The organism is Limnohabitans sp. DM1, from assembly GCF_001269385.1.
In the GTDB taxonomy this organism is placed as follows: domain Bacteria; phylum Pseudomonadota; class Gammaproteobacteria; order Burkholderiales; family Burkholderiaceae_C; genus Limnohabitans_A.
Map to the genome: position 1 here is coordinate 1 of NZ_CXOO01000032.1, position 13,653 is coordinate 13,653.

Sequence of the window (13,653 nt, forward strand, 5' to 3'; positions counted from 1 at the left end):
GCAAGAGTGGCTTTGCGGTGCTGGCCAAAGTGCCCAACAAGTCTGCTGATTTGGTGGGTCGGGCCATTGAAGCCAAACTCAAGCCCCTGATCTCACGGGTGAAGACTTTGACGGTGGACAACGGCAAGGAGTTTGCGGATCACCAGGCCATCGATCAGACCCTTGGCATCCAGACCTACTTTGCCGATCCGTATTGCAGTTGGCAGCGCGGCAGCAACGAGAACTTCAATGGTTTGCTGCGCCAATACATTCCCAAGAAGCGGCGCATGGAAACTGTCACCGATGAGGAGTTGACTATGATTGAAAACAGATTGAATCACCGCCCCAGAAAGCGGCTGGGATTCAAGACACCCCACGAGGTGTTTCACGCCTCGTTAAACCGTGTTGCACCTCGTACTTGAATCCGCCATACAAATCAGGAAAGACATTGGTACAACTTGGAGCGTGATACGCCCAGCAATTTAGCCGCTGCAAACTTATTGCCCCCGGTGGATTGCAAGGCCGCCGCCACGGCCATGCGCTCCAACGCCTGGACCTGCTGAGACAAAGGCGCCAGCAGCTGTTGCGTCCCGGCGTCCTGATTTGGCGTCACCAACGCCGGACTGTGCGCAGGTGCGATCTGACTCAGCCCCGATTCGCGCAGCACCCCTTCCACCTCGGGGGCATCGAGCACGCCGGTGTCGTTGCGCAGCAGCAGCTGCTCAATCACATTGCGCAGTTCACGCACATTGCCGCGCCAGTGCTGGGCGGACAGCAAGGCCATGGCTTGCGCACTGAATTCGGGTTGCGGCAAATCACTGCGCAGCGACAACTCTTCGGCCAGCACCTCGACCAAGGCAGGGATATCGCTGGCCCGATCACGCAAGGGCGGCACCCGCAAAGGCAGCACATTCAGTCGGTAATAAAGGTCTTCGCGAAAGCGCCCTTCATGCACCAGCCTGGCCAGGTCACGCGATGTGGCGGCGATCACCCGTGCATCAAAGGGCAGCAAGCGGTTGGAGCCCAGCGGCTCGATCTCGCCTTCCTGCAAGGCGCGCAGCAGTTTGGCTTGAAGGCCCAGCGGCATGTCACCAATTTCGTCCAGAAACAAGGTACCCCCATCGGCCAGTCTGAACTTGCCCTCGCGTCCTTTGCGGTCTGCGCCCGTGTAGGCGCCCGGTGCCACGCCAAAAAATTCCGCTTCCAGCAAAGTCTCCGGCACGGCGGCAATGTTCACGCTGATCAGCGGCCCTTTAGCACGCGGCGACGAGGCATGGACGGCGTGGGCCAGCAACTCCTTGCCGGTGCCTGTTTCACCCAAGAGCAGCACCGGGCTGCTGGACTGGGCCGCCCTGCGCGCCTGGCGCTTGAGGTCGACCACTAACGCACTGACCCCGATGAAACTGGCGAAACTGTGACGTGCCTGACGAGACCCGGTGCCTGCACGCCGCTGCACCGCCAGGGCATCACGGGCCTCATCCAGTTCACGCTGCAACAAGGAAAACTTGGCCAGAAAGGGTTGCAAATTGGACTGGGGCTGATCAAACAACACCACGCCCAGGGCGCCAATCACCTGCCCGGCCTCGTCACGCAAGGGGAAACGACTCACCACAAAGGTCCCCGCCTTGTTGGTCAACAGGTCAATCAGGATGGGCTTGCCGGTCTCCAGCACCTTTTCCATTTGGGTGTTTTGCACCACTGCAGACACAGGCTGCCCCACAAATTCCTGCTCACTGGCAAAACCCAAAGCGGGTAAAAAACGGCGGTACTGGTCATTGATCCACGCCACGCATCCTGTGCGGTCGACCAGGAGCATGCCCTCACTGGCATGGGCAAACACATCAAAAAGTGATTTGGCGGCCAAGGTCAAAATGCTTGGTGCATCTTTGGGCAAATTCCCCACTGGGCTCTCCGTCGGTTCTGTCTTGATGGCCCCAAGCATATAGATTCGGCCCGATGAAGTCTGAGCCGTGTGTTGCCCGTTGGGAGGATTTTGTGGGAGCTTGCCAGCCAAGCAAAAAGCCTGTGGTCCACAAGCATCTGATCGCCAGCAGGGCTAGCTCCCACAAGGTGCAAGATTGAAGTCACCCTGCAGACTTCAAAGGGCCGGATCAATACCAAGGCAGCCGCTTGTGACACCACCGAAATGCGCCTGACATGCCCAACGTGACCACGCCCGTCGCAAGCGATCAGGAAATCAGTTGTTTTGCTGGTGGCTGACGCGGGGACGACTCACGTCGTAACCAAACCATTTTTCTGAAATCTTGCGAAATGACCCATCCTTGAGCATGGCCTGAATCGCCGCAGAAATACGGCCTTGCAATTCGCGGTTGCCCTTGCGCACCGCCAGACCGGCCGCCATAGGCGCGGCAAATGGTGCGGCCAAGCGCAAAGGCAGGCGATCGCGCTCGATGAAGTAGTCGGCAATCAGGCTCTCTTCCAACACCGCATCGAGCTTTTTGCGGGCCAGATCGGCCAAGGCGTCTTCAATGCGGGGATAGGCCACCACAGCCTTGCCAATGGCCTGGCGGGACTGCTCCTCTACACCGGTATTGGCCAAGACACCCAGTTTCTTGCCCACCAGATCGTCCAGGCTCAAGAAGTCGCGTTCATCGTCTTCTTGCTGAATGCACACGAGCTGGATGGACGCATACGAAGGCCTGACCACATCGAACTCGCGCCGGTTTTCCGGCGTGGCCAACAGCTGATGCCCGATCCACGCGATTTGGCCCGACTGGATTTTTTTCTTCAAAGAGGCCATGCCGTCGGCTTCGGCCACAAACGCCACGCCCATGATTTCGCACAGCCGCGCCATCACATCCAGATCGAAACCTTTGTGCACGCCATCCTTGTCCTTGAAACTGAAGGGCGGGTAGTGGTTGAGAAAACCGATTTTCAAAGCGTCAATGGTTTGTGCCTGACCCCAGGCTGGCACAGTTAAAGCACCGAACCCTGCCAAGGCATGGATCAGCCAGTCACGGCGTGTGGAATGCTTATCGGGCATGGCGTTCACTTCATCAATCATGAAACGCCCCCTCAAAGCAGTGGCGTAACTCATGCCCCAGATAGTTGTAGCCTGTGGACATGGGCGTCACGATGGTGCACTCCTGACGGCGCACATTCCAGAATGCACAAGCCATGGGGCGCGAGGTCGGCGTGATCGGCACCCCTGTGATGCGTGAGCAATATTCAAAACCATCATGACGAGGTAAATATTTGACCTTTGGCTCTGCAATCGTGCGTTTCGCTGCGGGCATGGGTGAAAACCTGACCTGATCAACCTTTGGTGGCGTCAAAGTGACCGTTTCACAACCCAACAGGAAAACGGCCACCCCTACCGAAAAAAACCAGCGTTTGTACACCCCGAACCGCGACCGCCAATGGCATGTTTGAGAGCCCATCACTTGCCCTCCATGCACAGTAAGAGCAAGTGCCCCAATTGCGAATGCGTCGTGGATGGACGCGTGACCAGCGTACAGCGCGAAGTGGCAATTTGCCAGTAAACACAGCCTTCCGGCCTGCTTGCAAATCCATCTTTGGTTGGAGCCTGTTGGCAATATGTTTCCGCCTGGGTGTGAACGATCCAGCTGACCGTGGGCAAGTTGATCATGCGCTTGCTCGGATCGGGTGCGTTGAACAATCTGAAATCGAGCAATGGATCAGCATGCGTCGGCAAGCTCAACAGTGAGGACAAACACAAGACCGCCACGCAAAAACATCTTCTCCACGAAATTGCATCCGCAGTGGGTGAAATCGAACGCCATGGGTTGAGTGTCGACGTCATATCTCAATTGCCTATCGGGGGGTTCATGAAATCTGTGATCGCCCATCAGCTTCACAGCAAGCACACATCTTAATGAATAAAAAAATAATTTTCATTTTCTAAAAATATAAAAACAAATAAATTAAAAAATTTAACCCATCTTTTCATTTCAAGTACTGGCTTTTGAAGATTTCAAAGTTCCACGCGTGCAGCATCAATCTTGGGCAGCATCAAATGGACAAGCGCCCACTGACCGGGTGGTTTATCGACATCAAATTGAATTCGTCCATGGTGTTTACCCACCACCGTCCGAACGAAATCCATGCCCAAACCAAAGCCTTGTTGGGCGACATTCTCAACTTCTTGCCCGCGATCTGCGACCCGATTTCGGATACGACAGTGAACCCACGAAACGCCATGGATGCTGTTGTCGACCTCATCGTGTGCCAACTTGATTTCGAGCGTACTGCCCGGCGCACCATACCGAACGGCGTTGACGAGCAAGTTGACCAACATGCGCGTGAACAAACGCTGATCCACCAATATGAATTGGGGCGCATGATCAAACTCCTGCTCTATCTGGATTCGTCGGTTTGCAGCCAAATCCTTGATCTGAAAAATAGCCTCATCCATCAAGTCGTCAATCAATACTTCACTGAGTTTGTACTTGGGCGCCTGGGCTTTGATGGACAAAATGAAGTCATCCATCATGTTCAGCAACTGCTCAGCATGACGACGTTTTTTGAAAGCACTGCTTTCAGGATCGTCAAATGCCACAGGATCTTGCCGACATAGGGACAAAATTGAAGCAATGGGCGTACGCATGTCATGCGACAACAATTGCAAAGTCCGATCACGCTGGTTTTGGAAATGACGTATTTCGGTGATGTCCACCAGGGACAGAATCCACAGGTACTTCTCGTCAGATTGAGAGACGCGAATGACATTAAAAATATGGTAGTGCAAACTGGCCTGGTTATCCAAAGCGCTGACGTAATGGTCCTTGCCTACCAATGATTGCAAACCATCTGCCGATGACAAGCCCAAATAGGCCAAAAAAGGCCCCACATTGGCTGAGACCCTGATCAATCCGGCAGGCACAAGGCTGGCCATTTTGGGATTGGCATTGAGAATGTCCTCGTTTTCATCCACTGAAAGCATGGCATTGGGCGCATCTTTGACGATAGTTGCCAAAAACTGCACGCGCTCATTCATCATCCCCAAAGCGCGATCCAGCAAACGTGAGTACTGCAAGACGGTGTCGCTGGTGAAATGTTGAAGCCGCAAGCCTTTGGTCAGGCTCCTGCGCTGCCTCCTGAACTGCTCCAGCAAAGCCGCTCTTTCGCCCATGAAGCTGACAATCATCTCCATGCGGCGCCAGGCCCATGCGGGTTTGACCAACGCAATAGCGACGAGACAGGGTCCTGGGTCAAACCAAACACTCCATGTCACGAGCATCAAAAAACTCACCGCCAGTGCGCAAAAGATCACAAAAAGAGTGACCAACAATTCCGCCAGCGGACTGAGGACCAAAAGCGCGATCAAGACTGACAAGAGTGCCCAAATACTCAAAGCGATGTGGGTCGGCAAACTGACATAAGAAATCAAATCTCCTCGCAACACGTCGTTGAGTACATTGGCATGCAACTCGACGCCCGGCATTCCTGAGGCTTGGCGACCGGCATAAATGGTCGGGTAGTGATCTCCCAAGCTCGGTGCGGTAGAGCCAATCAAGACATATTTATCTTTGAGAACATGCACCGGAAAATGCTCAGAGAGCACATCAGCCAAGGAGACTGTCGGAAAACCTATCGCTGGGTTGACCATATTGAAGCGGCGATAACTGGCCTGTTCACTGCCCCCCTGAGGAGAAAGCCCGGACATGACCAAGGCCAGGTGCGGTGTCATCGCCTCGGTCAAATGAATGCCACGCAAAAAACCATCGGACTCAAAAGCAATATTGATATGCCCAAGACCCGTTGCCGCACTGGCCAACACATCCCTGGGTTTTTTGATGGTGTAACCCATGTCATCCAAAGGGGTCTCCACCGCCAAAAAAGTGCGGTGCCTCTTCATTTGCTCGGCCAAATCCACATCGGAACGGGTAGCATCATGAAACAAAATATCAAAGCCTATGGCTTTGGGGCGGTTATCGGTATCCGCCAGTTTTTTCAGCAAGTTGACATAGACAGAGCGGGAAACAGGCCAAGCACCCAGGCGATCCAGTGAGAAATCATCAATGGCGATGATCACAATATCACTCGAGGGCTCCGGTGCCCGTAAACGATGCAAGCGATCGTAGATCACATTGCCAAAAGACGTACCCCATTGCCACCAAAGACTACAGGCCAACAACACCAAGGCTGCAATCGAAAAAACTATCCATTCACCGTAAAAACGTTTTTCATCCGCTGAGAGCTCACGCTTGAAGATGCGTCCGTACAAAGACCTGAACAAGACATGCATCAATCGTTTCCAGGAAGAGCAATCAACTGAAACTGCCCGCTCATTTTGGAATTCAGGGATTCAGTCACAACGTACTCGACACGCCATTTATAGACGCCCGGTTGCACACCTCGGAACACGGCTTGATCATTGACACTGACATCTATAGGTGCGTTCAGCAACACCTTACTCCCTCCATCAGCGTCAAGGTGCTCTAAGTACAAAAAAGGTTTACCCAATCCGGATAAGTCAAATTGCACATTGCAGCGCCAATTTTTGCCACGGTTATACCCTCGGCAAATGGCTATATCTGCGGTCGAGCCGTACAAACCAGTTTCAGAAATGGCCGCCACTTGATAAAAAACAGCCTTGTTGCCCAGATCGGCAACAACCACTTCGGGCTTGAGCAATTTGATCTCGTTTTGAGCCAGTGAAAAACCAGCATCCTGGGCTTTGATCAGGGAGAGTTTGTGGGTTTTAGGATCGACATCAAACTCAAGCAACACATCCTGCACAGCCAGCGCACTCGGCACCAATTCGGTTTTTTTGAATGCGGGTGCTCTGGGTAGATTCTCAAGGGGCAGGGATTTTCCAGTCGACAAAACAGGCACACCCTGATTGGCCGAGGCCCGTTTTTCACCCAGTTCCTCATGGCCTTTGGCGCCGACCTCGCCTGTGGCGACTTCCACTTGGCTTTGTCGGTCAACTGCATCAAACCCAACCCTGAACTGGGTGCCACGAACGCCTGCCACCGAGGTGGGGGTTTTCACTCGAAATGGGGCATCCCCATCCAATCGCTTGCGAGGCACATCCACAGAGATGCGGCCTTCCAGCAGTTCGATTTGAATTTCAGGAGAAGACTCTAGGACATTCACCCGCAAGGTTTTCAACTGAATGACCGCACCAGACAAGAGATTCACCGTGGAAGCATCTTCCAGCGTGATGGCAAATTGGCAGCTCGGAGGAACTTTGAGGACCGCCCCTTCCGACAAAGACATGCCCGCACGGACAGTTACTGGCTCGCTCCCCCCCAACAAGGTCACGCCCGAACAATTGAGCCGACTCACGGTCGCATTGGAGGGCCTGAACTTGATGCGGTCGCGGGGAAGCTTGATCACCTTGCCAACCTGGACTTTGTTGGGATTGCCTAATTGGTTGAGTTTGCTCACCAGCGACAAGCCATCATTGCCATTGATAAATTGTGCCACCAAAGCACTCAAAGTGTCACCCGGCTTGATTGTGTAGTGAATAAAACGTTCATCACTGAGAACCACCTGCGAAAACGCAGGCCCCGGCAGCGACAGCGACAGCAGGCACAATCCGTACGCGAGCAATCCCCATATCGCAGATGCACTCCTTGAACAAATAGTCACTGCTGCTCACTTTCTTGCGACGTGATTTTCATCAAGCGGTAGCCAAATCCATGGACCACCACCAAACGCAAATGTTGGGCCCCTGCTCCAATACCCAGCTTTCGACGGACCCAAGAGATATGTACATCCAGTGTACGAGACAAAGTGTCCTCCTCGCGTCCCCAAACCTCTTGCATGATTCGGTGGCGAGAAATGGGGCGGTCGATGTTTTGAAACATCAAACGGGCCAACTCGTATTCCTTCTCTGTCAAGTTGACACAATTGCCATAAACCGTAACCGTGCGCTGACTTCTTTCAAAAATATAGCCCTCAACAAACTCACCATCGACCTCAAGTGCTTGTTTTGGCAAAAATCGCCGCTGCAAAGCGCTTACTCTGGCCATGAACTCAAAGGGGCGGATCGGTTTGGTGCAATAGTCATCGGCCCCCGTGTTCAGGGCGATGACTATCTGCTGCTCAGCATTGTTGCTGGTCAGAAAAATCACGGGGATATCGAGCTTCATGTTATTGCGCACATGCTTCAATACTTCCAACCCATCAGGACCAGGCACATTCCAATCCAGCACGAGCAAATCGAAGGTGTCCTTCAACAATGCACGCATGATTTGATGCCCGTCTGGAAAGTGCATCACGGAATGCCCTGCGTTGGACAACAAGGTCTGAACGTCAGCCGCCAAGGTTTGTTCATCTTCAAGTAACGCAACGTGCATTGAATCTTCCATTTTTAGTTAAATTTTATACATCAAAAACGTCAAATACGTTTCAAATAAGTACATCAATAAAAAAACCCAAAAAAATTAGCTGACATTGTATTGTTTATACCAGCCTACCTGAGCGCCCCCCCCTTGACACATGAACCCTGTCACTCGCTCATCTTCACACCCCAGATGCGGCGTGCACAATGCCCACTTTCATCCAGCCTGAGGGCATGCGCCTACCATGGTGCGCAATCAATAATTCACAGCTCTTTTAACTCTTTCTTTCTATTTTTGATGCATCCCCTTTCAATATTCAAGGTTTTGAGCCTCATCCCGCCGATGACGCAGCTCAACACGCCCTACCCGTCCACGGCCTACTTGACGGGTTTTTTGCGTTCGCGGGGTTTGGATGCAGTGCAAGAAGATTTGGCTTTGGCCACCGTACTGGCCTTGCTGAACAAACAAGGCTTGACCGATTTGCGCGACGCGGCGCTGGCCTTGCCCGTCGAAGAGCGCTCGGGCCCGGTGAATTTTTTCCTCGACCATTTCAACGATTACGCCGTCAGCATTGACCCCGTGATCGCCTTTTTGCAAGGCCGCGACAGCACCCTGAGCCACCGCATTGCAGGCCGGGGCTTTTTGCCCGAAGGCCCGCGTTTTGCGGCACTCGACGCTTATGAGGACGACGGCACGGGCGACCCGATTGGCTGGGCTTTTGGCGCTTTGGGCCAGACTGACCGCGCCCGGCATCTGGCCACGCTGTACCTGAACGATTTGGCCGATGTGCTGCGCGATGCCGTGGACGAAGGCTTTGAATTTGTGCGCTATGCCGAGCGCCTGGCCGCGAGTCAGCCCAGCTTTGATGCGCTGGCCGAAGCCCTGGCCGAGCCACCCAATTTGATCGACAGCACGTTGGAGCGCTTGGCCTTGCAAGCCATCGAGCGCCACCAGCCCACGCTGGTGCTGCTGTCGGTGCCCTTTCCCGGCTCGGTCTATGGGGCGTTTCGCATCGCCCAATGCATCAAGCGCTCGCACCCGCACATCCGCATTGGCTTGGGCGGCGGCTTTGTGAACACCGAGCTGCGTGAAATGAAAGACGCCCGCGTGTTCGACCATGTGGATTTCGTGACGCTGGACGGCGGCGAGCGCCCGTTGCTGAGCTTGATCGAGCACCTGCAAGGCCAGCGCAGCTTGCAACGACTGCAGCGCACCTTCATCAAGAACGACGCAGGCCAAGTGCAGTACATCAATATGCAAGAGCCCGACATCCCGTTTGAAGAGGTGGGCACGGCCACTTGGGACGGCCTGCCGCTGCACAAATACCTGTCGCTGCTGGACATGCTCAACCCCATGAACCGGCTGTGGAGCGATGGGCGCTGGAACAAGCTCACGGTGGCGCACGGCTGCTACTGGAAGAAATGCAGCTTTTGCGACGTGAGCCTGGACTACATCAGCCGCTACGAAACCGCGCAGGCCAGCACGCTGGTGGACCGCATCGAGCAGATCGTCGCCGAGACGGGCCAGACCGGCTTTCACTTTGTGGACGAAGCCGCACCACCCAAAGCCCTCAAGGCCCTGGCCGAAGAGCTGCTGCGCCGGGGCGTGCAAATTTCCTGGTGGGGCAACATCCGCTTTGAGAAAACCTTCACGCCCGAGCTGTGTGATTTGCTGGCGCAAAGCGGCTGCATCGCCATGTCCGGCGGACTCGAAGTCGCGTCGGACCGCTTGCTTCAGTTGATGAAAAAAGGCGTCTCGGTCGAGCAGGTGGCGCAGGTCACCAAAGGCTTTGCCGACGCGGGCGTGCTGGTGCACGCCTACTTGATGTACGGCTTTCCGACGCAGACCGTGCAGGACACGGTGGACGCGCTCGAATACGTGCGCCAGCTGTTTGAAAACGGCTGCATCCACAGCGGCTTTTTCCACCGCTTTGTCTGCACCGTGCACTCGCCTGTGGGCCTGAATCCCGAGGCTTACGGCGTGACACTGCTGCCCCTGCCCGAGGGCACATTTGCCAAAAACGACGTGGGCTTTGTCGACCCGACGCCCATGCCTCCCGGCGTGGACCATGACCTGCTGGGCCAAGGCCTGAAAAAAGCCATCTACAACTTCATGCACGGCGTGGGCGTGGACAACGATGTGCGCCAATGGTTTGCGCTGCCCAAGGGGCAGTGCCCCAAAACCACCGTGCCACGACACAAGATTGCACGGGCGCTGGGGTGAACCGCCTGCTCAAAAAACAAGCAGCCGCCGCCAAACCAATAGGCATGCGCCTCTCAGGGCTTGTTCATGGGCTTATCCACAGCTTGGCGCACAGTTGACGGGGGTAAACCCCAGCTGGCTGCGGCACCCCCTGAAAACCTCAGCGGCTGGCCGCCATCAAGGCCGCAAAGCCCACAAACACACCACCCGTGACGCGGTTGAAGTTTTTCAGCACATGGGCTTGCTGCAAAAAGTGCGACAGCTTGTGACCGCTCAGGGCGTAAATCAGGTACCAGCTGACCTCGATGACGGTGAAGGTGATCAACAACACCGCAAACTGCAGGCCCGCAGGCCGATCGGCCTGGATGAACTGAGGGAAAAACGCCGCCGCAAACACAATGGCCTTGGGGTTGCTGGCCGCCACCGCCAGCCCCTGTCGGTAATAAGAGCCAGCGCTGCGCTGTGGCGTCTCGGGCAAAGCAGCATGGGCTGGCGCATCGCCCTTGGGCACCCCGGCACGCCACAGGTTGTAGCCCAGATAGGCCAGATAAGCCGCACCCAGATAACGCAGCGCATCAAAAACCGCAGGAAAGCTGTGCAGCAAAGCCCCCACCCCAGCCGCTGAAATGCTGACCATGCCGATCAGGGCCGTCATGCAGCCCGCCATGGTCAAGATGGCCGGGCGCAGGCCAAAACGCGCGCCATGGCTCATGACCAAAAGCATGTTGGGACCCGGCGTGGCAGACACCACAAAGGTCATGAGCACAAAAATCCACCACGTTTGCAAACCCATTGAGCGCCTTGAAAAGAACCGTTGAAAAAAGGAACCCGATTGTGCCTTGCCCATCTCAGGGTCCCGCAAGGGCTGTGCACAAACTGAACGAAAAGCCTGCGATGCATTTAATGTAGTATTTGGTATACAAATCAATACCATGCAACACACAACGCCCGGCGCTACAGACGCAACGCCCCAACCCACAGGCTTCAGTTTTTGGCGTCCCTGGTGGCGTCAACCAATGGACAACGAACGCGAATGGCTGTTCTTTTCGTTCCTGCTGATCCTGATCGTCGGCTATGCCGCTTTTGCCCTGGTGTCCTGGGGCTTGCAGTTCCATGCCGGATTACTGGCCAACGTGCTGGGCATTTTGGCCATGGCCGTGCTGGGCGGCTTGCGCATGGCAGGCGTGCGGCTCAGCCGCCTGATCACCGCCTTGCAGGTGCTGACACTGACACAGGCCTTTGCCATCACCTGGCTGACCGGGGGCATTTACTCGGCCACCATCAGCTGGCTGGCCCTGGCTCCTTTGCCCGCCATATTGGCCCCCAAGCCGCGTGCACGCGTGGCAGGCCTGGCGGCTGGTTGGTTGCTCATTTTGGGGCTGTATGTGTACGCCCTGCTGGGCGGCGAGATGGCCTTGCAAATCATGCCGCAGGACCTGATCCATTGGCACTTGATGATGGCCGTGGTGATTTTTGGCATGCAAGTGGCCTTGTTGTTTCGTTTGAACCATGTGCGCAACGAGCGCATGCAACGCACCCAACAGCAAAGACGCCAGTTGCGCCAACTGACCAAAAACCTGCAGCACACGCAGCAACAAAAAGACCTGTTCGTGGCTTCGGTCAGCCACGAGTTGCGCACGCCGATGAACGCGATTTTGGGTCTGGCCGACCTGATCCAGCATGACAAAAAACTGGATGCCGAGGTGCGCGCCAAAATAGAGGACATCCAGAAATCGGGCGAGCACCTGCTGACCATCATCAACGACCTGCTCGACCACGCCCAGATGGAGGCCGGTCGGCTTCAGGTCGTGCAAGAGCCCTTCAACCTGCGCGACACCTTGAGCACCGCCTTCCAATTGCTCCAGCGCCGCGCTGAAACCAAACCCCTGAGATACACCCTGCGCGTGGATCCGAACGTGCCGACATGGGTCCAAGGCGACAGCCATCGGCTGACGCAAATTCTGGTCAACTTGCTGGGCAATGCCATCAAGTTCACCACGCAAGGCGAGATCGAGCTGCACTGCAGTGCCCAGGCCATGCCGGACGATGCCCAGGGCCGCGTGCAGGTGCGTTTGGCCGTGCGCGACACGGGCATGGGCATAGCGCCGGATCTTCAGCACCGGGTGTTTCAAAGCTTCTCGCAGGTCGACAACAGCATTGCCCGGCGATTTGGAGGCAATGGATTGGGCTTGTCGATCACCAAGGGCCTGGTCGAAGCCATGGGCGGCACCATCGGCCTGCACAGTGAGCTGGGCGTGGGCACCACCTTCCATGTGCTGCTGCCTTGCCCTTTGAGCCAGCGCCCAGCACACACCCAGCCCGCGCCCGAAGAAGACAGCAGCAGCGACAAAGTGGTGCGCATCCTGATCGCCGACGACAACCCCCTGAACCGCCAAATTGCATCCTTGCAGCTGCGACGACACTTGCCGCAAGCGCAAGTCACCGAGGTGGAAGACGGCCTCAAAGCCTTTGAAGCAGTGCGCGATGGCGAGGGATTCGATGTGATTTTGATGGACCTGCTGATGCCCGAGATGGACGGTCAAACCGCCACCCGCAAAATCCGCACCGAGTTGCCCGAACCCCAACGCTCGACCCCCATCATCGCCCTCACAGCCAATGGCGACAAAGACGAGCTGGCCCGGTGCCTGGAAAGCGGCATGAATGAGAGCATGCTCAAACCCTTCAACCGCAGTTTGCTGGTCAAGCGGGTGCTGTCTTATGTGGCGTGACACCCTGCTCAGCCCGGTTGGGGCCACTGGGCGCCGCAAGGCTGGCCGCCTGTGGTGCCTGTGTGGGCTGTTGACCCTAGCCCTGGCCCTGGCCCAGACCGCTTGGGGCAATGGCTCAGATTTGCCCCACATGTGCAGCGTGGACACCACACAGGAGCCGCGCAGTCCGTCAGGCAAACCGGCCGAGCCCGCTGACTGCTACGAGTTTGGCGCTTCGGTGGGCGAGCTGGGCTGGAACTGGCGCAAAAAACTGCCCAGCCATGTGCGCTGGGTCATGCGCAAAGACGCGCCCACCTTGTGCGGGCAAGCACAAACAGAATTCGGTCAAAAAGTGGACAGCCCCGTGCCCGGCGGCTGTGTGTTCCTGGCCCCGGCGGCCTGCACCATCGTGACCGCAGGCCCCATCTCACCCGCATCGGTTGGCAACGCCGTGCGCGACTGCGTGCCCTGACTCAGCGGCTGCGCGA

Annotated in this window: 12 protein-coding genes; 5 read left to right on the forward strand and 7 right to left on the reverse strand. The window is 56.1% G+C overall.

Annotated features, from left to right (window positions below):
- Positions 1-401 (forward strand): IS30 family transposase (locus AMM33_RS12875; RefSeq protein WP_194945439.1); only part of this gene is annotated, 401 nt, incomplete at its 5' end.
- A 14-nt stretch (positions 402-415) separates the two neighbouring features.
- Here the strand turns inward: AMM33_RS12875 and AMM33_RS12880 are convergent.
- The 3 genes from AMM33_RS12880 to AMM33_RS22020 all read right to left on the reverse strand — a co-directional run bounded on the left by AMM33_RS12880 (position 416) and on the right by AMM33_RS22020 (position 3,380).
- Positions 416-1,921: a sigma-54 interaction domain-containing protein gene (locus tag AMM33_RS12880; RefSeq protein WP_090141724.1), complete on the reverse strand. Its 1,506-nt coding sequence runs from the start codon at positions 1,919-1,921 to the stop codon at positions 416-418.
- 255 nt (positions 1,922-2,176) lie between these two features.
- Positions 2,177-2,983 (reverse strand): transporter substrate-binding domain-containing protein, encoded by an 807-nt coding sequence (locus AMM33_RS12885; RefSeq protein ID WP_194945440.1) that lies wholly within the window; start codon positions 2,981-2,983, stop codon positions 2,177-2,179.
- Between the two features lie 13 nt (positions 2,984-2,996).
- Positions 2,997-3,380 carry a hypothetical protein gene (locus AMM33_RS22020; protein ID WP_194945441.1) on the reverse strand — a complete coding sequence of 128 codons (384 nt, stop codon included), beginning with the start codon at positions 3,378-3,380 and terminating at the stop codon, positions 2,997-2,999.
- A gap of 192 nt (positions 3,381-3,572) precedes the next feature.
- Between AMM33_RS22020 and AMM33_RS22025 the strand changes: the two genes are divergently transcribed.
- A complete protein-coding gene (locus AMM33_RS22025; RefSeq protein WP_194945442.1) occupies positions 3,573-3,836 on the forward strand; it encodes a hypothetical protein in 264 nt (87 codons plus the stop codon).
- A gap of 98 nt (positions 3,837-3,934) precedes the next feature.
- Here AMM33_RS22025 and AMM33_RS12900 read toward each other — a convergent pair whose 3' ends face one another.
- The 3 genes from AMM33_RS12900 to AMM33_RS12910 are packed head-to-tail and all read right to left on the reverse strand — an operon-like array spanning position 3,935 to position 8,282.
- On the reverse strand, positions 3,935-6,208 hold the full coding sequence (locus AMM33_RS12900) for a CHASE2 domain-containing protein (protein WP_090141728.1): 2,274 nt from the start codon (positions 6,206-6,208) through the stop codon (positions 3,935-3,937).
- Positions 6,208-7,521, reverse strand: coding sequence for a FecR domain-containing protein (locus AMM33_RS12905; RefSeq protein ID WP_194945443.1), 1,314 nt, complete (start codon positions 7,519-7,521; stop codon positions 6,208-6,210). Before AMM33_RS12905 ends, AMM33_RS12900 begins: the two co-directional genes overlap by 1 nt.
- A 35-nt stretch (positions 7,522-7,556) precedes the next feature.
- On the reverse strand, positions 7,557-8,282 hold the full coding sequence (locus AMM33_RS12910; protein WP_090141730.1) for a response regulator transcription factor: 726 nt from the start codon (positions 8,280-8,282) through the stop codon (positions 7,557-7,559).
- A 315-nt stretch (positions 8,283-8,597) separates the two neighbouring features.
- Between AMM33_RS12910 and AMM33_RS12915 the strand changes: the two genes are divergently transcribed.
- On the forward strand, positions 8,598-10,478 hold the full coding sequence (locus AMM33_RS12915; protein WP_228768117.1) for a B12-binding domain-containing radical SAM protein: 1,881 nt from the start codon (positions 8,598-8,600) through the stop codon (positions 10,476-10,478).
- 139 nt (positions 10,479-10,617) lie between these two features.
- Here the strand turns inward: AMM33_RS12915 and AMM33_RS12920 are convergent, their stop codons facing one another.
- Positions 10,618-11,250, reverse strand: coding sequence for a LysE family translocator (locus tag AMM33_RS12920; RefSeq protein WP_090141732.1), 633 nt, complete (start codon positions 11,248-11,250; stop codon positions 10,618-10,620).
- Between the two features lie 139 nt (positions 11,251-11,389).
- Between AMM33_RS12920 and AMM33_RS12925 the strand changes: the two genes are divergently transcribed.
- Both AMM33_RS12925 and AMM33_RS12930 read left to right on the forward strand, forming a co-directional pair.
- Entirely contained in the window at positions 11,390-13,186 is a 1,797-nt protein-coding gene (locus tag AMM33_RS12925) for an ATP-binding protein (RefSeq protein ID WP_090141733.1), read from the forward strand.
- On the forward strand, positions 13,176-13,637 hold the full coding sequence (locus tag AMM33_RS12930) for a hypothetical protein (RefSeq protein ID WP_090141734.1): 462 nt from the start codon (positions 13,176-13,178) through the stop codon (positions 13,635-13,637). The genes AMM33_RS12925 and AMM33_RS12930 overlap by 11 nt, the downstream gene beginning before the upstream one ends.
- The last annotated feature ends 16 nt before the right edge of the window (positions 13,638-13,653 follow it).

Bases quoted from the DNA above. Each gene is read 5' to 3' on its own strand.
- AMM33_RS12910 (WP_090141730.1), bottom strand. From the start codon at position 8,282: ATGGAAGATTCAATGCACGTTGCGTTACTTGAAGATGAACAAACCTTG.
- AMM33_RS12925 (WP_090141733.1), top strand. From the start codon at position 11,390: ATGCAACACACAACGCCCGGCGCTACAGACGCAACGCCCCAACCCACA.
- AMM33_RS12900 (WP_090141728.1), bottom strand. From the start codon at position 6,208: ATGCATGTCTTGTTCAGGTCTTTGTACGGACGCATCTTCAAGCGTGAG.
- AMM33_RS12880 (WP_090141724.1), bottom strand. From the start codon at position 1,921: ATGCTTGGGGCCATCAAGACAGAACCGACGGAGAGCCCAGTGGGGAAT.
- AMM33_RS12915 (WP_228768117.1), top strand. From the start codon at position 8,598: ATGACGCAGCTCAACACGCCCTACCCGTCCACGGCCTACTTGACGGGT.
- AMM33_RS22020 (WP_194945441.1), bottom strand. From the start codon at position 3,380: ATGGGCTCTCAAACATGCCATTGGCGGTCGCGGTTCGGGGTGTACAAA.
- AMM33_RS12920 (WP_090141732.1), bottom strand. From the start codon at position 11,250: ATGGGTTTGCAAACGTGGTGGATTTTTGTGCTCATGACCTTTGTGGTG.
- AMM33_RS12885 (WP_194945440.1), bottom strand. From the start codon at position 2,983: ATGCCCGATAAGCATTCCACACGCCGTGACTGGCTGATCCATGCCTTG.
- AMM33_RS12930 (WP_090141734.1), top strand. From the start codon at position 13,176: ATGTGGCGTGACACCCTGCTCAGCCCGGTTGGGGCCACTGGGCGCCGC.